This is a genomic window from Sulfuritortus calidifontis (genome assembly GCF_003967275.1).
GTDB lineage: Bacteria > Pseudomonadota > Gammaproteobacteria > Burkholderiales > Thiobacillaceae > Sulfuritortus > Sulfuritortus calidifontis.
The window spans coordinates 2297878-2319438 of record NZ_AP018721.1; the positions used below are offsets into that span (position 1 = coordinate 2297878).

The following is a 21561-nucleotide window of genomic DNA, read 5'->3' on the forward strand; positions in this document are numbered from 1 at the left end:
TTCAGCGGCGCTTAGCCGGCCCGCGCCTTGCGTTCCCGCTCGACCTTGAGGATGTAGCGCTGGATCGCCGTCTCCGCCGGCGGCGGCAGTTTGACGAACTGGCAACCGGCACGCAGGGTGATCAGGCCGTTCTTCATGGTTTCCTTGTAGGTGCTGCACACCTTCAGGCTCATGATCAGCTCGGGCACGCCGGGCAGCGCCAAGCGGCAGCCTTCGTAGGTCACGCCGGCCTCTAGCTGCACCCCGCCGGGTGGGTACAAGACCCCGATGCCGCCGACGCTGATATCCGTGACCACCACCTTCAGGGTACCGCCGGGCAGGTTGAACCAGCACTTGACCGGATCGGTCAGCGACGTCGCCAGGCGGTAATACTCGCGCCGCTGCAGGCGCAGCAGGGCGGCCGGCACTTTGGCTTTGAGCACGATCTCGCCGTTGTACTTGGCCCGCTCGAAGCCCTCGGTGGTGAACTGGACCCGGACCTGATTGAGGGTCGCGGTCACGGTCGACTTGGCGCTGGCCAGCAGGGCCGCGTTCAGCCGATCGTCCGAGCCGGAATCGAAATAGATGAAACCGGTGCCGGGGTTGATGCCGACCAGAGTGGTCAGCAGGAAATCCTTGCCGTTTTCTGCGTGGATGGTGACGATGGTCTGGTCGGTCAGCATCTTGCGCAAAATGCGCTCGATCTCCACAGCATCGTGGACCGTGTAGCGACTCAGGTCCTCGTCCGTACCGTAATCAAGATCCATGCTTGTCCCGCCGACTCCTTATTTGCCAGGTCCGCTTGGCGCGGCCGGGCGCTATTTGGCTTGAGCGTGCCGGTCACGCTCGATCTTGAAGATATATCGCTGCAACTCCCGCTCGACGATCGAAGGCAGGTCGATGAACTCGCAGCCGATCCGCCAGGCATGCTCGCCATTGCGCAGAGTCAGGTCGATCTGGTTGCGCACCTTCAGGCTGACCACGAACTCGCCGACCTCCGGGATGAACAGGCGGCAGCCGTGAATGACCTGGCCCAGGGCGACGTCCGCCTCGCCCGGCTTGTAGGTCAGGCCGATGCCACCGATACTGATGTCGGCTACCACGCCTTCCACCACCTGCTTCTGGTTGGCCAGGGTGAAGCGGCATTTGGACGGATTGGCCCGCGGCACTTCGACCCGGTAATACTCCCGGCGCTGAAAACGCAGGAAGCGGGTGGGGAACGGCAAGCGATAGGCTGCACGGCCCTCGTGTTCCAGCCGCTTGCCGAGTCCGGCGATGAACTGGATCTGCACATTCTCGTAACGCGCCGAAAAAGCGGCACCGTCTTTCACCAGCAGATCGTCATCCATGTGGCCGTCGAGCGGGCTTTCAAGGAAGAACTGGCGCGACTGACCGTCGACGCCGAGCACCGTGGTAATGAAGGCATTCTTGCTCTTGTTGCCGGAGCCGGAAACCAGGATTTTCTGTTCCATCATGCCGCGCAGGATCCGCTCGATCTCCAGCGGGCTGTCAACCAGATAGCGGCTGACGTCCCCCTCGGTCTGCGATTGGTAGTTGTGGATATCCATGCTGGCAGTAACTTGAACTTTGCTCGCGATTGTTCAAAGCATAATGCAGAACCACCGATTTGGTTCAGCTTTGCCCCTGTAAAAACTGGGTCAATTGCTCGGCGTTCATGCGTTTGACACCATCCGCCCGCCCCCGGCTATGGGCATGCAGGCTGCTCAGCGGCAAGACCGTGACCAGGACATCGGCCGGGTCCGAATAGATCAGATAGCCATGCCGGCCGTTGCGGTCGGCCACCTTGAACGACACCCCCTGGTTGACCAGGAACTGCTCGAATTCCTTGCTGGCATCGGCATACAGCTCGATCTCGATATTGGCATGATCAGAGGCCGTGCCGGCCAAGACCGCCCCGGTCAGCAGCGGGCTGAACTGGCCGAAGGCCTCGAGCACCGCCAGTGCCTGCTCGCGCTGGGCGCGCAAGGTTTGCGCATGCTCGTCCGGACGGTAGATCGCATGGTAGTCGCGCAGCGCCTCGTCGATCTCCTCGTTGCCCGGCAGCACGTGGCTGTCGGTCACCCCCAGTTGCCGGGCGGCCTTGCGCTTGGCCAGGCCATAGTCGCGGATGCCGTGCTCGGCCATCAGCTGGGCCGCCACCTGGGCAATGCGCAGGCGCAGGTGACTGTTGCGGGCGGGGGCGGATTTGGCCGGCATCGCTCAGTTTCCGAAAGTGCCGCCCCAGGCGGAACCGGGCGCGAACTCCTGTAAGAAATACTCGACCGTGCCGGCATCGTCGCGCACCCCGGTCTTGGGATCGACCTTCAGCGGCACCACGCCCTCGGGCATGGCGTAGCCGGTATCGGGCTGGCCGTGCAAGGCCTCTTCCATATAGTGCATCCACATCGGCAACGCCGAGGTGCCGCCGGTTTCGCCCGGCCCCAGCGGCCGCGGTTGATCGTAGCCGATCCAGGCCACGGCGACGCGGTGCGGGTTGAAGCCGGCGAACCAGGCATCGCGATGGTCGTTGGTGGTGCCGGTCTTGCCGGCCAGATCGGAGCGGCCGAGCCGCAGCGCCGCCGTCGCCGTACCCCGGCGCACCACATCCTGCATCATCGTGGTCATGATGAAGGCGTTGCGTGGATCGATCACCGCCGGCGTCTCGCTCGCCTTCACCCCCTGGTAGTTCTCCAGCACCCGGCCGTCCTTGTCGGTCACCTTGCGCAGAAAATACGGCCGAACCTGATGGCCGCCGTTGGCGAACACCGCATAGGCGGAAACCAACTGCAAGGGCGTCACCTCGCTCGCGCCCAGGGCCATGGTCAGGTAAGGCGGCAGGCGGTCGAGATCGAAGCCGAACTTGCCGGCGTGTTCCCGGGCAAACTCGACGCCGGCCGCCTGCAGCACCCGGATCGACACCAGGTTCTTCGACTTGTACAAGGCGGTGCGCAGGGTGACCGGGCCGTCCATGGTGCCGTCATAGTTCTTCGGCTCCCACTGCTCGCCGCCGGTGAGCGCCGGATCGACCGTGATCGGCGCGTCGTCGAATACGGTAGCCGGGGTGATGCCCTTTTCCAGCGCCGCCGAGTAGATGAAAGGCTTGAAGCTTGAGCCCGGCTGACGCCAAGCCTGGACGATATGGTTGAACTGGTTGCGAGCGAAATCGAAACCACCGACCAGCGCCCTGATCGCGCCGTCATCGGGCGACAGGGCAACCAGCGCCGCCTCGGCATGAGGCAGGTAAGTCAGCTGCCACGGCTGCTTGGCTGCCAGCTTGACGACACGGATGACCGACCCCGGCACCGGACGCTTCTTGGCGGTCTGGGCGAACTTGACCTCATCCGGCCCCAACTCGATGTCTTCCCCGCTGCGCAGGCGAGCCTGGATCTTGTCCTTGCCAACGGCCAACACCACCGCGGGCAATAGGCCATTCGCCTCCGGCCGGTCGGACAGGTCGTCGAAGATGGCCTTGTCCCGCTCCTCGGCCTCCTTGGGCAACTTCAGTTGATCTTCGGGACCGGCGTAGCCGCGCCGGCGGTTGTATTCGACCAGCCCCAGCCGGACCGCCTCGACCGCAGCCCGCTGCTCCTTGGCCCGCAAAGTAGTGTAGACCTTCATGCCGCTGATGTAGATCTGGTCACCGTAGCGTTTGTACATGTACTGACGCACCATCTCGGCCAGATGGTCGGATACCGCCTCGAAGCTCTGCGGCGAATAGCGCACCCCGAGCTTCTGCTCCTTGGCGGCGAGCAGCTCCGCTTCGCTGATGAAACCCAGGGTCTCCATCCGGCCCAGGACATACAACTGCCGGGCCCGCGCCCGCGCCGGGTTGACCACGGGGTTGTAGGCCGAAGGCGCCTTGGGCAGACCGGCCAGCATGGCCGCCTCGGCCAGGCTGATCTTGGCGATGGGCTTGCCGAAATAGATCTGTGAGGCGGCGGCAAAGCCGTAGGCTCGCTGGCCCAGGTAGATGTGGTTCAAATAGAGCTCGAGAATCTCGTCCTTGGACAATTGGTGTTCGATCTTGATCGCCAGCAGGGCCTCGTTGATCTTGCGCCGGAAGGTGCGCTCCGAGCTGAGAAAGAAATTGCGTGCCACCTGCATGGTGATGGTGGAGGCCCCCTCACGCACCCCGCCCGAAATCAGGTTGGCGACAGCAGCACGCAGGATACCCAGGGTGTCGATGCCGCCATGGCTGTAGAACCGCTCGTCTTCGGCGGCAAGCACGGCCTGGCGTAGATGCTCCGGCACATCCGCTACGCGCACCATGGCCCGACGCTCCTCGCCGAATTCGCCGATCAGGCTGCCGTCCTCGGTATAGATGCGCAGCGGCATCTTGGGCCGATAGTCGGTCAGCGCCTCCAGGCTCGGCAAAGTGGGATAGATCAGGGCCACGGCCAGAATGACCAGCGCCGCAAGGCCGGCCGCCGCACCCGTCAAGACCGCCAACGCCAGTTTCCAGGAAGGTTTAATCATCTGTTGCATCCGTGCACCGCGGGCCATTCAGTTGCCTAGGCTAGCGGTGCGGGGCTAGAAAAATCGTCGTATCGAGTATATGTTGTTGCCAGTAGTTAAGGTGGATTATTAAGAATCCGTGTCACTGGATTGAAAAGCGAAAGGACCGTCCTTGCGATTGGCTTGGCTTAGCGGAGGCGATCGCCCCCTGATCGGGGTCGATATTAGCTCATCGGCCGTAAAAATGCTTGAGCTGGCCTCGGCCGGCAAAGGTGCTTACCAGGTCGAGCGCTATGCCATTGCCGCCCTGCCCAAGGACGCCATCGCCGACGGCAAGATCAACAAGCCGGAGGCCGTCGAGGCGGCCATGAGCCAGGCCTGGCGCTCACTGGACAGCCGAACCCGGGCCATCGCCATGGCACTGCCGGTATCGGCGGTGATCTCGAAAAAGATTCTGGTGCCGAGCCAGGCGAACGAGAACGAGACCGAGGCCCAGATCACGGCCGAGGCCAACCAGATGGCCTCCTTCCCGGTGGACGAGGTCAGCCTCGATTACCAGATTCTCGGCCCCTCGGCCAAAAGCCCGACCGACAACGAGGCCCTGGTGGTGATCACCCGGCGGGACCGGGTCGACGAGCGGGTCGCCATTGCCGAGGCGGTAGGCCTGACAACCGTGATCATGGACGTCGACAATTTCGCCGTCCTCGGCGCCTACCCCATGATGGCCGCCCAGGTGCCCGGCAGCGGCAAAAAACAGACCGTCGCCATCGTCGACATGGGCGCCAATTTCACCCACATCAACATCCTGCACAGCAACCAGCCGGTGTTCCAGCGTACCCACGCCTTCGGCGGCCAGATCCTGACCCAGGACATCGCCCGTCGCTTCGACGTCTCCCTCGAGGAGGCCGAGGACGCCAAGCGCAAGGGCCAATTGCCCGACCGCTACAAGACCGAGGTGCTGCCGGCCTTTCTGGAAAACGCCGCCCAGGAGGTCATGCGCTCCCTGCAAATGTGCTATGCCGCCACCGCCTACCAGAGCGTGGACCACATCCTACTTTGTGGCGGCTGCGCCCTGCTGCCCGGCCTGGACGCCGCCATCCGCAACGCGACCCAGGCCAATGTCATTGTCGCCAACCCCCTCGCCCAGATGGGCCTGTCCGGCAAGGTCGATGCCGGGCGCCTGGGCAGCGACGCCCCCATGCTGATCGTGGCCTGCGGCTTGGCCATGCGGAGGTTCGACAGGACATGAGCACGATCCGGATCAACCTGCTGCCGCACCGGCAACTCAAGCGCGAACGCCAGGCCAAGCAGTTCAATGCCCTGGCCGGCGGCGTTGCCGTCTTGGCCGTCGCCACCGTGCTGGCCAGCCACATGTTCATCACCGGCGCCCAGGACCGGCAGGCTCAGCGCAATGAATTCATGCGCCAGGAAATCGCCAAGATCGAAGAAAAGCTGAAGGAAATCAAGACGCTGAAGGAGAAGATCCAGGCCCTGGTCGCGCGCAAGAAGGCGGTCGAGGACTTGCAGGCCAACCGCACTGTGCCCGTCCACATCCTGGACGAACTGGCCCGCCGCCTGCCGGAGGGCGTGCACCTACGCAGCTTCAAGCTGGCCGACAAGACCCTGTCGATCCAGGGCTATGCCCAATCAAGCGCGCTGGTATCCACCTACATGCGCAACATCGAGGACTCCGACTGGTTCGAAAATCCGGTGCTGATCGAGGTCCGCGCTGCGACGGTGAACAATGTGCGCAGCAACGACTTCTCGCTGACCATCACCGTCAGCGACCCGAACGCGAAGCCCGCCCCCCAGAAGGCGCCCTGACCATGGCACTCTCGGACCTCAACAACATCGACCTCAAGGACCTCAACCTCAAGGACCTGGCCAGCGCGCCGGCCGCGGCCAAGGGCATCGTCCTCGGCCTGCTCTTCGTCGCCGTGGTTGGCGCCGGCTACTACTTCGACCTGTCGGACCAGCTGGCCACCCTCGACAGCCTGAAGCAGGAAGAGGAGAAGCTGCGCCAGACTTACAGCGAGAAGGTCGGCGAGTCGCACAACCTGCCCGCCTACCGCCAGCAGTTGAAGGACACCGAGCAGGCCCTGGCGACCATGATCAAGCAGCTGCCGAGCAAGGCGGAGGTCGACGCCCTGCTCACCGACATCAACCAGGCCGGCCTCGGCCGCGGCCTGGCGTTCGAGCTGTTCCGCCCGGGCCAGACCAGCTTCGATGCCTATTACGCCACCCTGCCGGTCGCGATCAAGGTCACCGGCAGCTATCACCAGATCGCCAGCTTCATCAGCGACGTGGCGGCAATGCCGCGCATCGTCACCGTGCATGACGTCAATATCGCACCCGGCGCCAAGCCACCGGTGCTGAGCATGGACGCCACCTTGAAAACCTACCGCTACCTCGACGAGGCGGAGAGCGCCAAGGCCAAGCAGGGAGGCGGCAAATGATGAAATGGATTCCGGCGCTCCTGATCGTCGGTCTGCTGGCCGGCTGTGGCGACGACGGCTTCGACGACCTGCGCCAGTTCATGGACGAGGCCGGCAAGAAGAACGCACCCAAGGTCGAACCGCTGCCGGCACCGAAGCCGCACGACACCTTCGTCTACCAGGCCGAACAGGTGCCTGACCCGTTCAGCCCGCGCTCGCTCAAGGGCGGCCAGGCGCCAGGCGAGACCGAGGCGGCCCGGCCGCGCGGCAGTCTGGAGGAGTTCGCCTTGGAGGGCTTGCGCGTCACTGGCATCATCGAACGCAACGGCGCCTTCCAGGCCCTGGTGGTCAGCCCGGACAACCGGCTGTTCGCGGCCAAGGTCGGCGATCGCATCGGTCAGAACGGCGGTACCATCACCGCGATCTCTTACAAAGGCGTCAAGGTGAAGGAACGCATCATGTCCGCAGCCGGCAAATGGACCGAGGTCACGACCGAACTGGCCAAGCCGGAGGAAACGGCGATCCGGGAACTCAAGCCGGCCGGCAAGTGAACGAAACCCCATGACAGATCGAACGAGCGCGACCCCCATGCCCACAGGCGCATCGAGCAAACGATCATGGCGTATCGCCCTGATCGCCCCCTCACCCCTGCCCTCTCCCGCTTGCGCGAGAGGGCGACGCGGACACGCTCCGCGTGTTTCACGCCAAGAAGAGAGGCACACCATGAACCACAGCGTGCGGAACAAACGGATCGGATGGCTGGCCGCCTGCCTCCTGTGGCTGGCCCTGCCTGCCTGGGCGGAGCCCGGAAACACCCTGGAGAGCGTCAGGCTCACAGCCGGCCAGGACGACAGCCAGGTGCTCAAGGCGGCCTTCAAGGACAGCATCACTACCACTCCGGCCGCCTTCACCACCAGCAACCCCAACCGGCTGATCATCGACCTGCCCGATACGGTCAATGCCCTCGGCCGCTATACCGAGGCGGTCGACAAGGGCAATGTCCAGAGCGTGCAGGTCCTGCAATCCGGCGAGCGCACCCGCCTGGTGGTCAACCTCAAGACCGCAGCCGAATATGAATTGAGGACCGACCGCAACTACCTGCTGGTCACCCTGCGCGGCGGCGCCAATGCCGATGCCGCCACCCGCTTCGCCGCCAGCAGCCCCGCCCCCAGCCACAGCGTGCGTGACATCGATTTTCGCCGCGGCAAGTCCGGCGAGGGCAAGCTGACCGTCACCCTGTCCGGGCCCGGCATTGGCATCGACATCAAACAGCAGGGCCGGGCCATCCAGGTCGATTTCCTCAACACCGAACTGCCGGCCGCGCTCAAGCGCCGGCTCGACGTCTCCGACTTTGCCACCGCGGTGCAGACCGTCGAGGCCTATCCGCTCGACAGCCGCACCCGGCTGGTGCTGACCCCCTCGGCCAAGGTCAGCCACTCGGCCTACCAGACCGGCAACCAGTTCGTCATCGAGGTCAGCCCGCAGCAGACCGATTTCTCGGCCAGCGGCAAGGCCGGCCAGTACACCGGCGAGCGCATCTCGCTCGACTTCCAGAATGTCGAGATCAAGGACCTGCTCAAGGTCATCGCCGACTTCACCGGCCAGAACATCGTCACCAGCGACCGCGTCACCGGCACCACCTCGCTGCGCTTGAAGGAAGTGCCTTGGGATCAGGCCCTGGACATCATCCTGGCCACCCGCGGCCTGAGCCGCAAGGTCATCAGCAACAACGTGCTCTGGGTGGCGCCCTCGGACGAGATCGCCCAGTTGGAGCGACGTGATCTCGAAGCCAAGCAGGCGATCTTCGATCTGGAAGAATTGCAGTCGGAGGTCATCCGCCTGAACTATCTGCGCGCCGACGAGGCCCAGGCCATCCTCAACGGCCAGTCGCTCAGCGCCGCGGCCGGTGGCCAGGCGGTCAGCTGCAGCACCGGTGCCGTGGGTGTCAGTGCCACGACGGCCGCCCCGGCGGCAGCCGCGGCTGGCACCGGCCAGCGCATCCTGTCCAAGCGCGGCACCACCTCCTTCGATCTCAAAACCAATTCCCTGTTCATCCAAGACGTGCCGAGCAAGATCAAGGAGGCGCGCGACCTCCTGGCCCGGGTCGACATCCCGGCCAAGCAGATTTTGATCGAGGGCCGTGTCGTGGTGGCCGACGACAGTTTCGGCCGGGTGCTCGGCGCCAAGCTCGGCCTGCAGACCGCCGGCAACATCGGCGCCACCCAGTTCGGCCTGGGCAACACCTCCAGTACCGGCCAATCCCTGATCGGCACGACCGTCCCCTCCGGCACGGTCTCCAACAACATCGACCTGCCTGCCGGCGGCATCACCGGCGTCTCGCAAAACGCCGGCATCGGCATCAGCCTGCTCAACCCGGCCAGCAACCTGATCCTCAACCTCGAACTGCAGGCCATGGAGCAGGACAAGCGGGGCAAGATCATCTCCAGCCCACGGGTGATCACCCAGAACCAGAAGCCGGCCGTCATCCTGCAGGGCCAGCAGATCCCCTATGCCACCGTGAGCCAGTCCGGCACTCAGACCTCCTTCCAGAACGCAGTGCTCTGTCTGCTGGTCAATCCGCAGATCTTGAACAACGACGACATCATCCTCGACGTCGAGATCACCAAGGACGCCCCGGGCGAGGTCACCACAGCCGGCCTGCGGATCGACACCAAGCGGGTGAAAACCCAGGTCCGAGTCAGGAACGGCGAGACCGCCATCCTGGGCGGCATCTTCGAGCAGACCCTACGCGACGACACCAACAAAGTGCCGCTGCTAGGCGACATCCCAGTGCTGGGTCACCTGTTCAAGAACAACACCAGACGGGACGAGAAGAACGAACTGATGCTGTTCATCACGCCCCGGGTATTGCCGGAGAATCTGGCCAACATCCAATAAGGTGGGTCGTTTCACCTCACGGCGCCTGTGGGCGCCGTTTTTGTTTGTCATCAGAATGCGATCAGGCGGCGGGCCAGGTAAAGCAGGCCCAGGATCAGGAACAGGGCGAGCGCCAGCTTGGCGGTGAGGCCGGCATAGTTCAGCCAACGGCGGTCGCGGTTGAGGGCATAGCCCAGCAGCAGGACGACCAGGAGGATGCCGAAGCCGATCAGGAAGAGGCGCAGGCCAAACACGGGCGGATTGCCTTATTAGACCGGCAGGGCGTGCAGGCGGCTCAGGGCCGCCGGGGTGGTCTCGTCGTCGACGAAGCTGGCCCATTCCCAGGCCTCGGCATCGTCGAGCAGTTTGCACAGCAGCTGGTTGTTCAGGCCGTGGCCCGACTTGTAGGCGGCGAAGGCGCCGATGATGAGGTGGCCGGACAGGTAGAGGTCGCCGATGGCGTCGAGCACCTTGTGTTTGACGAACTCGTCGGCGTATCTGAGGCCGTCGGCGTTGAGCACGCGGAACTCGTCCATCACCACGGCATTATCGAGCGAGCCGCCCAGCGCCAGGTTGTGGCTGCGCAGGTACTCGACGTCCTGCATGAAGCCGAAGGTGCGGGCGCGGCTGATTTCCTTGACGTAGGACTGGCTGGCGAAGTCGATGCAGATCTCCTGCCCCGACTGCTTGAACACGGGATGATCGAAGTCGATCTTGAAGGTGAGCTTGAAGCCCTCGTGCGGGGTCAGCTCCGCCCACTTGTCGCCGTCCTCCACCCGCACCGGGCGCTTGATCCGGATATAGCGGCGCGGGGCGTTCTGTTCCTCGATGCCGGCGGACTGCACCAGATAGACGAAGGGGGCGGCGGAGCCGTCCAGGATGGGCACTTCCGGGCCATCCAGGTCGATATAGAGATTGTCGATGCCCAGGCCGGCCAGGGCGGACATCAGGTGTTCCACGGTGGCGATCTTGACGCCATTCTTTTCCACGGCGGTGCAGAGCCGGGTGTCGGTCACCAGATGCGGGTCGATGCGAAAATCGACGGGCACATCCAGGTCGACGCGGCGAAAAAGAATACCGGCATCGGGCGGTGCCGGGCGCAAGGTCAGTTGAGCCTTGCGTCCGCTGTGGAGCCCGACGCCGGTGGCGCGTACGAGAGTCTTGATGCTGCGCTGCTTGATCATGCAGCTATTCTAACTTTTTCAATCACTTAGGGCAGCAATTTCCTGCTCAATCCGCCTGCTTGCGCAGAAAGGCCGGGATGTCCAGGGTGTCGATGCCCTGTTCCTGGGCCGCGTCCAGCGCCGCCGCATTGCTGCGCCGGCTGCGCCAGATGGCCGGCGCCTCGGGGTCGCTCTCGTAGGCGCTGCGCGGCGGCAGGCCGTCGGTGCCGGTGCCCTGGAGCACGGTCATCTGCGGCTTGCTCTGGCGGCCGGTGACCGGGTTGCCCAGGCCGGTGGCGACCATGGTCACCCGCAGGCTGTCGCCCATGGCCTCGTCGAAGGCGGTGCCGACGATGACCGTGGCCTCGTCCGCGGTGAAGCCCTGGATGGTGCTCATCACCTCGTAGTACTCGTCCAGGGTCAGGCTGTCGTTGGCGGTGATGTTGACCAGCACGCCGCGGGCGCCCTTGAGGTCGACGTTCTCCAACAGCGGGCTGTTCACCGCCTGCTCGGCCGCCAGGCGGGCGCGGCCCTCGCCGCTGGCCGCGGCCGAACCCATCATGGCCATACCCATCTCGCTCATCACCGTGCGCACGTCGGCGAAGTCGACGTTGATCATGCCCGGGTTGGCGATGATCTCGGCGATGCCGCCGACCGCGCTGTGCAGCACATCGTTGGCGGCCATGAAGGCCTCCTGCAGCTTCATGTTGCCGCCCAGCACCAGGCGCAGCTTGTCGTTGGGGATGATGATCAGCGAGTCGACATATTCCGACAGCGCCTTGAGGCCGTTTTCGGCCACCCGCATGCGCTTGCCCTCGAACACGAAGGGCTTGGTCACCACGGCCACGGTGAGGATGCCCAGCTCCTTGGCCACCTCGGCCACCACGGGGGCGGCGCCGGTGCCGGTGCCGCCGCCCATGCCGGCGGTGATGAACAGCATGTCGGCACCGTCGATCAGCTCGGCGATGCGTTCGCGATCCTCCAGCGCCGCCTCGCGCCCGACCTCGGGCTTGGCGCCGGCGCCCAGACCCTTGGTCACGTTGCCGCCGATCTGCAGCTGCATCGGCGCCAGGTTGCGCTTGAGCGCCTGGGCATCGGTGTTGATGGCGAGAAACTCCACGCCGGTCATGCCGCGACCGATCATGTGGTCGACCGCGTTGCCGCCGCAGCCACCGACGCCGATCACCTTGATCACGGCCTCCTGGGTTTGCATGTCTTCCAATTCGTACAGCATCTCTTCCTCCTTGTTACGCGCGCAAAGAAACAAACTCTTCAAACCCGCCGCCTAATCGCAGCGGCCCCATTTCCAACCGGCTCAAAAATTGCTCTTGAACCATGAACTCATCCTGTCCATCACGTGCTTGAACGAACCGCTCTGGATCTTGGCCGCCTGGTGCAGTTCGTATTGCTCCAGGCCGGCAAGCAGCAGGCCGATGCCGGTGGCATAGGCCGGATTGCGCACCCGCTCGGACAGGCCGCCGACGTAGTCGGGCATACCCACCCGCACCGGCATGTGGAACACCTCCTCGGCCAGCTCGACCATGCCCCGCATCTGGCTGGAGCCGCCGGTCAGCACCAGGCCGGACGACACCTGTTCCTCGAAGCCGCTGCGGCGCAGCTCGGCCTGGACCAGGCTGTACAGTTCCTCGACACGTGGCTCGATCACCTCGGACAGCATCTGTTTCGACAGCATGCGCGGACCGCGCTCGCCGATGCCGGGCACCTCGATCATTTCCCGGGCGTCCGCCAACTGGCGCAGGGCGATGCCGTGCTGGATCTTGAGGTCCTCCGCCTCGCGGGTCGGCGTGCGCAGGGTCATGGCGATGTCGTTGGTGATCTGGTCGCCGGCGACCGGGATCACCGCGGTGTGCTGGATGGCGCCGCGGGTGAACACCGCGATGTCGGTGGTGCCGCCGCCGATGTCGACCAGGCAGACGCCGAGGTCCTTCTCGTCCTCGTTAAGCACGGCAAGGGAAGAGGCCAGCGGCTGCAGGATCAGGTCGTGCACCTCCAGGCCGCAGCGGCGCACGCACTTGACGATGTTCTGCGCCGCCGAGACCGCGCCGGTGACGATGTGCACCTTCACCTCCAGGCGTACCCCGCTCATGCCCAGCGGCTCGCGCACGCCTTCCTGGCCGTCGATGATGTACTCCTGCGGCAGCACGTGCAGGATCTGCTGGTCGGTCGAGATGTTCACCGCCCGCGCGGTCTCCACCACCCGCTCCATGTCCAGCGCGGTCACCTCGCGATCGCGGATCGGCACCATGCCATGCGAGTTGAGCGAGCGAATATGGCTGCCGGCGATGCCGGTGTAGACCTGGTTGATCTTGCAGTTGGCCATCAGCTCGGCATCCTCCAGCGCGCGCTGGATGGCGCTGACCGTGCCCTCGATGTTGACCACCACGCCTTTCTTCAGGCCGCGCGACGGGGCCGAGCCCATGCCGACGATGTTGATGCCGCCCTCCGGCAGCACCTCGGCCACCATGGCCACGATCTTGGAGGTGCCGATATCGAGGCCGACGATCAGGTCCCGGTTCTCTCCACGCATCTTGCTCATGCTTGCTGCTCCGCTGTCACTTCGCTCATTGCTCCATCGTCCTCGTTCATGCCTTGCCCGCGTCGGCCTGGCCAGCATGGGCCTCCTGCCGGACGGCAAGGCCGTTCGGATAACGCAGATCGACATAGGCCAGCCTTCCCGCCTTCGCCTCGACCAGGGAGTAGGTCGCGACGAAGCGCCGCATCCGCTCGCTCAACCGCTCGCGACCCAGCTCGACGACCAGGCCGTTGGCCAGGCGCAGGCGCCAGGCATGGCGGGCGCTGACCTGCACGCTGTCGATCTTCAGATTCATCGGCGCAAGCAGACGGGCGAACTCGCCGTAGCGATGCGCCACCTCCAGGGCCATGGCGTCCGGCGCATAGATGCGCGGCAGACCGGCGTAGGGCCGCACCGGAAACACCTCGCCGTGAACATCCAGCATGGCCTGGGCATTCCAGGCCGCGGCCGGCACGTGCTCGGTCAGCTCCACCACCAGACGGTCGGGCCAGACCTTGCGCACCAGGGCGCTCTTCACCCAGGGCAGGGCCTCGTAGCCCTGGCGCACCTGTTCCAGGTTCACGCTGAAGAAACCGCCCTGCAGGCCTTGCAGGGCGGTCCGGGCCGCCTGCCGGGTCTCGGCGTGGTTGGCGCCGAGGACATCGACCCGGCGGATCGGCAGGCTGCCGTCGGCGTAGTGACGCACCGTCACCAGCAGGGCATAGAGCAGCGTCACCAGCATCAGCCAGTTGGCCAGGCGGGTGAGCAGCTCGGGCTTATTCCACATCGGCCAACTCCAGGATGCGCAGACAAAGTTCGTCGAAGCCGATGCCGGCGGCGCGCGCCGCCATGGGCACCAGACTGTGGTCGGTCATGCCGGGCGAGGTGTTGATCTCGAGCAGATAGGGCGTGCCGCCGGCGTCGAGCAGGATGTCGACCCGGCCCCAGCCGCGGCAGCCGAGCACGGCGAAGGCTTGGCGGGCCAGATCCTGCATCGCCTTCTCCTGCTCGACCGGCAGGCCGCAGGGGCAGAGATACTTCGTGTCGTCGCGGAAGTACTTGGCCTCGTAGTCGTAGAACTCGGTGGCCGGCTCGATCTTCACCACCGGCAGCGCGGTATCGCCGAGGATGGCGCAGGTGTATTCGCCGCCGCTCATGAAGCGCTCGGCCAGCACCAGGGGATCGTGCCTGGCCGCCGCCTCATAGGCGGCGCGCAGACCGCCGGCCTGCTTCACCTTGGTCACGCCGACGCTGGAGCCCTCGTTGGCCGGCTTGACGAACAGCGGCAGGCCGAGCCGTTTCTCCATGGCGGCGAAATCGCTGTCGGCGGTGAGCAGGGCATAGTCGGGCACCGGCAGGCCGGCGGCCTGCCAGACCAGCTTGGTCCGCCATTTGTCCATGCCCAAGGCGCTGGCCTCGATGCCGCTGCCGGTGTAAGGGATGCCCATCAGCGCCAGCGCGCCTTGCATGCTGCCGTCCTCGCCGCCGCGACCGTGCAGGCTGATCATCACCCGGTCGAAACCGGCCGCCTCCAACTCGGCCAGGGTATGCTCGGCCGGATCGAAACCATGGGCGTCGACACCCTGGCGCTTGAGCGCGGCCAGCACCGCGCCGCCGCTTTTGAGCGATACCTCGCGCTCGGCCGAGCGGCCGCCCATCAGCACACCAACCTTTCCGAAATTAGGCATGCGATACCTCCATACCGATGTCTCCCTTGGCAGCCGCCGGCAGCCCTCCCCGCACCGGCCCGCTCCGCGGACACCGAGTCCGGGCTGCCCCGCCGAGCAGGACACCTACTTTTACGAACTTACTGGTCACCGATAATCCTCACTTCAGGTTGCAGCCGTACCCCGGTCTGCGTTTCCACGGTCTGTTGCACCAACTCGATCAGGGCCTCGATGTCGCTCGCACTGGCGCCGCCGAGGTTGACGATGAAGTTGGCATGTTTCTCCGACACCTGGGCCTGGCCGATCTGGCGCCCCTTGAGGCCGCAGCTCTCGATCAGGCGCGCGGCATAGTCGCCCGGTGGGTTGCGGAACACCGAGCCGGCATTGGGCAGGTTTAGGGGCTGACTGGCGATGCGCTTGGCCAGGAGTTGCTTGATCTGCTCGCGCGATGCCGCACCGTCGCCTTTGGGCAGGCGCAGCCAGGCGGCGAGGAACCATTCGTCGAACCCAACGCGCCGCAGGCGCTCTCCCTCCCGACCTCCCCCACTTGTGGGGGAGGAGAATGCCCCCTCCCCGCTCGCGGGGAGGGTTGGGGTGGGGATAGGAGAGAGGGCCGGCGCAAACTCCACATGCCGATACCCCACCTCGAATTCGTTCGGCGCACGCAAATGCATCTCGCCATCGCGGTCTATGGTCTGCACCAGGCTCACGTATTGCCAAGTCTCATGGCCATAGCAGCCGGCGTTCATCGCCAGGGCGCCGCCCAGGGTGCCGGGGATGCCGGCCAGGAACTCGGCGCCGACCAGATCGTGATTGGCGGCGAAGCGTGCCACCTTGGGGCTGGCCACGCCGGCCTGGGCATAGACCACGCCGTGTGTCGCGGCATCCTCCTCGCTGCAACCGTTGCGCGCATGGCAGGCCTCGAAATGGATATCTTTGAGCGCGGCATGCAGGTGGACCACGGTGCCACGCAGGCCGCCGTCGCGCACCAGCAGGTTGCTGCCCAGGCCGATAAAATAGAGCGGCTCGTCTTTGGGTAGGCCTTGCAGGAACAGGCTCAGGTCGTCGACATCGACCGGGGTATAGAAACGCTCGACCAGGCCGCCGGCGCGCCAGCTCACATGGCGCGCCATGGACACCTCCTCCAGCAGCTCGCCGCGCAGATGCATCAAGCGTTTCAGGGCCGCCATCATCGGCCTTCCCCCATCGCCGCGAGTTTGGTTGGCACTTGTCCGATCGAGCCGGCGCCCATGGTCAGCACCACGTCGCCGTCCTTGACGAAATCGGCCACGGCCTGCGGCAGTTCGCCCACGTCGGCGACGAATACCGGCTCCACCTTGCCCGCCACGCGCACCGCGCGCGCCAGGCTGCGGCCGTCGGCGGCGACGATGGGCGCCTCGCCGGCGGCGTAGACCTCGGTCAGCAGCAGCGCGTCGGCCTGGGACAGGACGCGCACGAAGTCCTCGAACAGGTCGCGCGTGCGGGTGTAGCGGTGGGGCTGGAACACCAGCACCAGGCGCCGCCCCGGGAAGGCACCACGCGCCGCTTCGAGCGTGGCCGCCATCTCCACCGGGTGATGGCCGTAGTCGTCGACCAGGGTGAAACGACGGCCATCGGTCAGGCGGACCTCGCCATGGCGCTGGAACCGGCGGCCGACCCCGGAGAAATTGGCCAGCGCCTTCTGCACCGCGGCATCCGGCAGGTTGAGTTCCCAGGCCACGGCGATGGCGGCCAGGGCGTTGAGCACGTTGTGGCGGCCGGGGATGTTGAGCGTCACCTCGATCGGCGCACGCTCGCCGTTGCGCAGGGCGGTGAAATGCATCTGCCCGGCCCCGGCCCGGATGTTCACGGCCTGGATGCCGCAGTCGTCGGTGGTGCCGTAGGTCATCACCGGCTTGGTGATGCGCGGCAGCAGTTCGCGCACCACCGGGTCGTCGGCGCAGAGCACCGCCATGCCCCAGAACGGCAGGCGATGCAGGAAATCGACGAAGGCATCCTTCAGCCGCTCGAAGTCGTGGCCGTAGGTGTCCATGTGGTCGGCGTCGATGTTGGTGACGATGGCCAGCACCGGATTGAGCAGCAGGAAGGAGGCGTCCGACTCGTCGGCCTCGGCCACCAGGTATTCGCCCTGGCCCAGCTTGGCATTGGCCCCGGCGGCGAGCAGCTTGCCGCCGATGACGAAGGTGGGGTCGCAGCCGGCCTCGGTCAGCACGCTGGCGATGAGGCTGGTGGTGGTGGTCTTGCCATGGGTGCCGGCCACCGCGATGCCCTGTTTGAAGCGCATCAGCTCGGCCAGCATCATCGCCCGCGCCACGATCGGCACATGCGCCGCCCGCGCCGCCCGCACCTCGGGGTTGTCCTCCTTCACGGCGCTGGAAGTGACCAGGACATTGGCACCCTGGATGTTCGCCGCATCGTGGCCACGGTAGACCTTGGCCCCCATCTCGGCCAGGCGGCGGGTCGCCGCGCTGTCGGAGAGGTCGCTGCCGGAAACGGTGTAGCCAAGATTGAGCAACACCTCGGCGATACCGCTCATGCCGGCACCGCCGATGCCAACGAAATGGACGTGCCGGACCTTGTGCTTCATGCCGCCAGCTCCTTGCAGACATCGGCCACGCGTTCGGTGGCATCGGGTTTGGCCAGCGCGCGCGCCTTGATCGCCCGGGCCTGCAGCGCGGCGCGATCGAGGCCACCGAGCCACTGCGCCAGGCCCGCCGGGGTCAATTCCTTTTGCGGCAACAGCCAGGCCGCTTCGCGCTCGGACAAAAAGCGCGCGTTCGCGCTCTGGTGGTCGTCCACCGCATGCGGGAAGGGCACGAAGGCGGCGGCGACGCCGGCGGCGGCCACCTCGGCCACGGTCAGGGCGCCGGCCCGGCAGATCACCAGATCGGCCCAGCCATAGGCCGCCGCCATGTCGTCGATGAAGGCCAGGCACTCGGCGGCCACACCGGCTGCAGCATAGTTCGCCTGCAACTGCTCGATGTGCTTGGCGCCGGCCTGATGCCGCACCACGGGCCGCTGCGCCGCCGGCAGCAGGGCCAGGGCCTTGGGCACCGTGTCGTTCAACGCCGCCGCGCCCAGACTGCCGCCCACCACCAAGAGGCGCAGTGGCCCCTGATGCTCGGCATAACGCGCCTCCGGCGCTGGCAGCACAGCGATCTCGGGCCGCACCGGGTTGCCGACCCAAAGCGCGTTGCCGGCCAGCGGTGTCTTGAGTGGCAGGCCGAGCAGCACGCGGTCGGCCAGCTTCGCCAGCACCCGGTTGGTCATGCCGGCGATGGCATTCTGTTCGTGGATGACGAGCGGCCTGGCCAGCAGCACCGCCATCATGCCGCCGGGGAAGGCGGGATAACCGCCGAAGCCCGCCACCACGTCGGGTCGTACCCGGAAGAGGGCGCGCAGCGCCTGCCAGAAGGCGATCAGCATCTGCAGCGGCAGCAGCACCAGGCGCAGCGGCCCCTTGCCGCGCACGCCGCCGAAGTTCAGCCATTCGATCGCGAAGCCGCGCTCGGGCACCAGTCGGGCCTCCATGCCGGCCCGGGTGCCGAGCCAGACCACGCGCCAACCTTCGCCGCGCAGGCGCTCGGCCACGGCCAGGGCGGGCATGATGTGACCGCCGGTGCCGCCGGCCATGATCAGGACGGTCCGTGCGCTCATCGCACCGCCCCCGCGCCCTTGCCGCGCATCAATTGCCTATTCTGGTCCCGGCCGCCCGCGAACGCGGGCTTAACGCCTGCAACGCAGGCATTAGCCTTCACCGAAACAGGCAGCCCTTTGTGCATCGCAGCGATGTGCAATCTGATGTTGCTCATAAGGCCTTCTTCCCCCTCATGAGCTGCCTGTTTTCATAATCGACCCGGATCAGGATCGCCAAGGCCATGCAGTTGGCGACGATGCCGGAACCGCCGTAGCTCATCAGCGGCAGGGTCAGGCCCTTGGTCGGCAGCAGACCCATGTTGACGCCCATGTTGATGAAGCCCTGCACCCCGAGCCAAACGCCGATGCCCTGGGCGACCAGGGCGGCGTAGTTGCGGCCCATCAGCGCGGCCTGCCAGCCGACCGAGAAGGCACGCCAGGTCACCCAGGCGAACAGGCCGACCACCGCCATCACCCCAATGAAGCCGAGTTCCTCGGCGATCACCGCCAGCAGGAAATCGGTGTAGGCCTCGGGCAGGTAGAACAACTTCTCGACGCTGTCGCCCAGGCCGACGCCGGTCAGCTCGCCGCGGCCGAAGGCGATCAGGGAATGCGACAGCTGATAGCCCTTGCCCAGCGGATCGGCCCAGGGGTCCATGAAGCCGATCACTCGCTGCAAGCGATAGGGCGACAGCCAGATCATCAGAACGAAGCCCACGCCCAGCATCAGGATCAGGCCGGCGAACAAGCGCCAGTTGAGGCCGCCGAGGAAGAGGATGCCGAGCGCGATGGCGACGATCACCACGAAGGCGCCGAAGTCGGGTTCCATCAGCAAGAGGCCGCCGACGCCGAGCATGACGAAGAACATGGGCATGAAGCCCTTCTTCAAGTTGTCCATCAGCGCCGCCTTGCGCACGGTGTAGTCGGCGGCGTAGAGCACGGCGAACAGCTTGACCAGCTCCGAGGGCTGGAAATTGCCCAGCGGCCCCAAGGGGATCCAGCGCCGGCTACCGTTCACCTCTTTGCCGAGGAAGGGCACCAGCACCGCGACCAGGCAGGCGGCGCCGACGATGAACAGCCAGGGCGCCGCCTTCTGCCAGAGGTTGGTCGGCACCTGGAACACGGCATAGCCGGCGGCTAGGCCGACCACCAGATACATGGCGTGGCGGATGAGGTAGAACTCGCCCTGGTGATTGACGCTCTTGGCCTCGGCCACCGCGATCGAGGCCGAATAGACCATGACCAGGCCCAGGGCCAACAGGGCGAACACGGCCCAGAGCAGGCCCCAGTCGTAGGGCTCGAGCAGGGTACGCTTGGGCTGGGTCGCCTTATAGAACATGGACGCCCTCCTCTTCGGTCTTGAGCGCCTGCACCGCCTGGATGAAGACCTCGGCCCGGTGCACGTAATTGCGGAACATGTCGAAGCTGGCGCAGGCCGGCGACAAGAGCACGGCATCGCCCGGCCGGGCCAAGGTGAAGCCTTGGCGCACCGCGGCCTCCAGGCTCTCGGCCCGCTGCACCGGCACCGTACCGGCGATGGCGGCCGCGATCCGCGGGCCGTCGCGGCCGATCTGCACCACGGCCCGCGCGTTCTTCACCGCATCCTTCAGCGGCGAGAAATCCTGGCCCTTGCCATCGCCGCCGGCGATCAGCACCACCGGGCAGGTCATGCCCAGCAGCGCCGCCACGGTGGCACCGACATTGGTGCCCTTGGAGTCGTCGTAGAAGGTCACACCCTTGATCGTGGCCACAGCCTCCACCCGGTGCGGCAGGCCCTTGAAGGTCTTGAGGCCGGCCAGCAGCGGGGCATCGTCGATGCCGACGGCCCGGCACAGCGCCAGCGCCGCCAGGGCGTTGGCCGCGTTGTGCAGGCCGGCGATCGGCAACTCGTCGACCGGCATCAGGCTGCGGCCATGTTCGGCCAGCCAGTAGCGCCCATCCTGCCGGATCAGGCCCCATTCGCCCGCCGCGACCGGCTCGCCCAGGCCGAAGCTGTAGATGGTGCGGCCCGGCAGGCGCATGGCCAGCACCAGCGCATCGTCGCGGTTGAGCACCTGCGCGCCGGCGCCGGCGAAGATGCGCGCCTTGGCCGCGGCGTAATCGGCCATGCCGGCGTAGCGGTCCATGTGGTCTTCCGACAGATTGAGCACGGTGGCGGCGTCCGGCGCGAGGCTGCTCGTGGTCTCCAGTTGGAAGCTGGACAACTCCAGGACATAGACGTCGGGCCGGGCGTCGCCTTGCTCTGTCAGGGCATCGAGCACGGGCAGGCCGATGTTGCCGGCGACCACGGTCTTGAGCCCGGCCGCTTGGCACAGGTGGCCGACCAGGCTGGTCACCGTGCTCTTGCCGTTGGAGCCGGTGATGGCGATCACCTTCGGGCCAGGCCCGCGATTTCCCTCACCCCTGCCCTCTCCCGCTTGCGGGAGCCCCCGCTCCGCGAGGATAAAAGGGGGACGCGGTGTCCCTTCGGGACGGCTGCCTTGCACCGCCCGGGCGAACAGCTCGACGTCGCCGACGATGTCCTTGCCGGCCTTCGCCGCCGCCTGAATCTCGGGCGTCGCCACGGCCACGCCGGGACTGACCACGATGAGGTCGGCCCAGTCGAAATCGACCTGCCGGAAACCGGCCAGGGTCACCGCCACGCCCGGCTGCGCCTCGCGCAGCCGCTCGGCATGCGGCGGCGCTTCCCGACTGTCGGTCGCGCGCACCTCGGCGCCCTGGCTGAGCAGCCAGCGCACACAGGACAGGCCGGTGTCGCCGAGTCCGACGACCAGGGCCTTGCGTCCTTCGAGGTTCAGCTTCGCGTGCATCGTTTT

At 66.1% G+C, this 21561-nt stretch carries 21 protein-coding genes; 5 read left to right on the top strand and 16 right to left on the bottom strand.

All coding sequences use genetic code 11. The features are described from left to right. Positions 1-11: 11 nt before the first annotated feature. From EL388_RS11650 to EL388_RS11665, 4 genes are all read right to left on the bottom strand, one after another. A complete protein-coding gene (locus tag EL388_RS11650; RefSeq protein ID WP_126463577.1) occupies positions 12-746 on the bottom strand; it encodes a flagellar brake protein in 735 nt (244 codons plus the stop codon). Between the two features lie 51 nt (positions 747-797). Next, on the bottom strand, positions 798-1547 hold the full coding sequence (locus EL388_RS11655; RefSeq protein ID WP_126463578.1) for a flagellar brake protein: 750 nt from the start codon (positions 1545-1547) through the stop codon (positions 798-800). Between the two features lie 64 nt (positions 1548-1611). Next, on the bottom strand, positions 1612-2196 hold the full coding sequence (locus tag EL388_RS11660; RefSeq protein ID WP_126463579.1) for a nucleotidyltransferase: 585 nt from the start codon (positions 2194-2196) through the stop codon (positions 1612-1614). Positions 2197-2199: 3 nt separating this feature from the next. After that, positions 2200-4428 (bottom strand): penicillin-binding protein 1A, encoded by a 2229-nt coding sequence (locus EL388_RS11665; RefSeq protein WP_232019125.1) that lies wholly within the window; start codon positions 4426-4428, stop codon positions 2200-2202. Positions 4429-4612: 184 nt separating this feature from the next. On the opposite strand from EL388_RS11665, the gene EL388_RS11670 reads away from it, so the two are divergent. From EL388_RS11670 to EL388_RS11690, 5 genes are all read left to right on the top strand, one after another. Then, the gene (locus EL388_RS11670; RefSeq protein WP_269470946.1) at positions 4613-5683 is read left to right on the top strand and encodes a pilus assembly protein PilM; all 1071 of its coding nucleotides are present in this window, start codon (positions 4613-4615) and stop codon (positions 5681-5683) included. Continuing rightward, a complete protein-coding gene (locus EL388_RS11675; RefSeq protein ID WP_126463582.1) occupies positions 5680-6258 on the top strand; it encodes a PilN domain-containing protein in 579 nt (192 codons plus the stop codon). Before EL388_RS11670 ends, EL388_RS11675 begins: the two co-directional genes overlap by 4 nt. 2 nt (positions 6259-6260) lie before the next feature. After that, positions 6261-6890 (top strand): type IV pilus inner membrane component PilO, encoded by a 630-nt coding sequence (locus tag EL388_RS11680; protein ID WP_126463583.1) that lies wholly within the window; start codon positions 6261-6263, stop codon positions 6888-6890. Beyond that, the gene (locus tag EL388_RS11685; protein ID WP_126463584.1) at positions 6887-7420 is read left to right on the top strand and encodes a pilus assembly protein PilP; all 534 of its coding nucleotides are present in this window, start codon (positions 6887-6889) and stop codon (positions 7418-7420) included. Before EL388_RS11680 ends, EL388_RS11685 begins: the two co-directional genes overlap by 4 nt. Before the next feature lie 172 nt (positions 7421-7592). Then, entirely contained in the window at positions 7593-9767 is a 2175-nt protein-coding gene (locus tag EL388_RS11690; RefSeq protein ID WP_165919179.1) for a type IV pilus secretin PilQ, read from the top strand. Positions 9768-9817: 50 nt separating this feature from the next. Here EL388_RS11690 and EL388_RS11695 read toward each other — a convergent pair whose 3' ends face one another. The 12 genes from EL388_RS11695 to murD all read right to left on the bottom strand — a co-directional run bounded on the left by EL388_RS11695 (position 9818) and on the right by murD (position 21555). Next, complete coding sequence (locus EL388_RS11695) at positions 9818-10000, bottom strand: hypothetical protein (RefSeq protein WP_126463586.1); 183 nt, start codon at positions 9998-10000, stop codon at positions 9818-9820. Positions 10001-10015: 15 nt separating this feature from the next. Next, complete coding sequence (lpxC, locus tag EL388_RS11700; protein ID WP_126463587.1) at positions 10016-10930, bottom strand: UDP-3-O-acyl-N-acetylglucosamine deacetylase; 915 nt, start codon at positions 10928-10930, stop codon at positions 10016-10018. Positions 10931-10976: 46 nt separating this feature from the next. Further along, a complete protein-coding gene (ftsZ, locus tag EL388_RS11705; RefSeq protein ID WP_126464101.1) occupies positions 10977-12140 on the bottom strand; it encodes a cell division protein FtsZ in 1164 nt (387 codons plus the stop codon). 84 nt (positions 12141-12224) lie between these two features. Continuing rightward, complete coding sequence (gene ftsA / locus EL388_RS11710; RefSeq protein WP_126463588.1) at positions 12225-13466, bottom strand: cell division protein FtsA; 1242 nt, start codon at positions 13464-13466, stop codon at positions 12225-12227. Between the two features lie 46 nt (positions 13467-13512). Next, positions 13513-14229, bottom strand: a complete 717-nt coding sequence (locus tag EL388_RS11715; protein WP_126463589.1) for a cell division protein FtsQ/DivIB — start codon at positions 14227-14229, stop codon at positions 13513-13515. Beyond that, a complete protein-coding gene (locus tag EL388_RS11720) occupies positions 14219-15130 on the bottom strand; it encodes a D-alanine--D-alanine ligase (protein WP_126463590.1) in 912 nt (303 codons plus the stop codon). The genes EL388_RS11715 and EL388_RS11720 overlap by 11 nt, the downstream gene beginning before the upstream one ends. Positions 15131-15249: 119 nt before the next feature. Beyond that, complete coding sequence (gene murB, locus EL388_RS11725) at positions 15250-16299, bottom strand: UDP-N-acetylmuramate dehydrogenase (protein WP_232019126.1); 1050 nt, start codon at positions 16297-16299, stop codon at positions 15250-15252. Further along, positions 16299-17696, bottom strand: coding sequence for a UDP-N-acetylmuramate--L-alanine ligase (gene murC, locus EL388_RS11730; protein WP_126463591.1), 1398 nt, complete (start codon positions 17694-17696; stop codon positions 16299-16301). Before murC ends, murB begins: the two co-directional genes overlap by 1 nt. Further along, positions 17693-18766, bottom strand: a complete 1074-nt coding sequence (gene murG, locus EL388_RS11735; protein WP_126463592.1) for an undecaprenyldiphospho-muramoylpentapeptide beta-N-acetylglucosaminyltransferase — start codon at positions 18764-18766, stop codon at positions 17693-17695. The genes murC and murG overlap by 4 nt, the downstream gene beginning before the upstream one ends. Further along, entirely contained in the window at positions 18763-18921 is a 159-nt protein-coding gene (locus EL388_RS13975; RefSeq protein ID WP_165919180.1) for a hypothetical protein, read from the bottom strand. The genes murG and EL388_RS13975 overlap by 4 nt, the downstream gene beginning before the upstream one ends. Further along, positions 18918-20084: a putative lipid II flippase FtsW gene (ftsW, locus tag EL388_RS11740; protein WP_126463593.1), complete on the bottom strand. Its 1167-nt coding sequence runs from the start codon at positions 20082-20084 to the stop codon at positions 18918-18920. The genes EL388_RS13975 and ftsW overlap by 4 nt, the downstream gene beginning before the upstream one ends. Beyond that, entirely contained in the window at positions 20074-21555 is a 1482-nt protein-coding gene (gene murD / locus EL388_RS11745) for a UDP-N-acetylmuramoyl-L-alanine--D-glutamate ligase (RefSeq protein ID WP_126463594.1), read from the bottom strand. Before murD ends, ftsW begins: the two co-directional genes overlap by 11 nt. Positions 21556-21561: the final 6 nt, after the last annotated feature.

Excerpts from the sequence above, each read along its gene's own strand:
- EL388_RS11650 (WP_126463577.1), bottom strand. The coding sequence starts at position 746 with ATGGATCTTGATTACGGTACGGACGAGGACCTGAGTCGCTACACGGTC.
- EL388_RS11655 (WP_126463578.1), bottom strand. The coding sequence starts at position 1,547 with ATGGATATCCACAACTACCAATCGCAGACCGAGGGGGACGTCAGCCGC.
- EL388_RS11660 (WP_126463579.1), bottom strand. The coding sequence starts at position 2,196 with ATGCCGGCCAAATCCGCCCCCGCCCGCAACAGTCACCTGCGCCTGCGC.
- EL388_RS11675 (WP_126463582.1), top strand. The coding sequence starts at position 5,680 with ATGAGCACGATCCGGATCAACCTGCTGCCGCACCGGCAACTCAAGCGC.
- EL388_RS11680 (WP_126463583.1), top strand. The coding sequence starts at position 6,261 with ATGGCACTCTCGGACCTCAACAACATCGACCTCAAGGACCTCAACCTC.
- EL388_RS11685 (WP_126463584.1), top strand. The coding sequence starts at position 6,887 with ATGATGAAATGGATTCCGGCGCTCCTGATCGTCGGTCTGCTGGCCGGC.
- EL388_RS11690 (WP_165919179.1), top strand. The coding sequence starts at position 7,593 with ATGAACCACAGCGTGCGGAACAAACGGATCGGATGGCTGGCCGCCTGC.
- lpxC (WP_126463587.1), bottom strand. The coding sequence starts at position 10,930 with ATGATCAAGCAGCGCAGCATCAAGACTCTCGTACGCGCCACCGGCGTC.
- ftsA (WP_126463588.1), bottom strand. The coding sequence starts at position 13,466 with ATGAGCAAGATGCGTGGAGAGAACCGGGACCTGATCGTCGGCCTCGAT.
- EL388_RS11715 (WP_126463589.1), bottom strand. The coding sequence starts at position 14,229 with ATGTGGAATAAGCCCGAGCTGCTCACCCGCCTGGCCAACTGGCTGATG.
- EL388_RS11720 (WP_126463590.1), bottom strand. The coding sequence starts at position 15,130 with ATGCCTAATTTCGGAAAGGTTGGTGTGCTGATGGGCGGCCGCTCGGCC.
- murB (WP_232019126.1), bottom strand. The coding sequence starts at position 16,299 with ATGGCGGCCCTGAAACGCTTGATGCATCTGCGCGGCGAGCTGCTGGAG.
- murC (WP_126463591.1), bottom strand. The coding sequence starts at position 17,696 with ATGAAGCACAAGGTCCGGCACGTCCATTTCGTTGGCATCGGCGGTGCC.
- murG (WP_126463592.1), bottom strand. The coding sequence starts at position 18,766 with ATGAGCGCACGGACCGTCCTGATCATGGCCGGCGGCACCGGCGGTCAC.
- EL388_RS13975 (WP_165919180.1), bottom strand. The coding sequence starts at position 18,921 with ATGAGCAACATCAGATTGCACATCGCTGCGATGCACAAAGGGCTGCCT.
- ftsW (WP_126463593.1), bottom strand. The coding sequence starts at position 20,084 with ATGTTCTATAAGGCGACCCAGCCCAAGCGTACCCTGCTCGAGCCCTAC.
- murD (WP_126463594.1), bottom strand. The coding sequence starts at position 21,555 with ATGCACGCGAAGCTGAACCTCGAAGGACGCAAGGCCCTGGTCGTCGGA.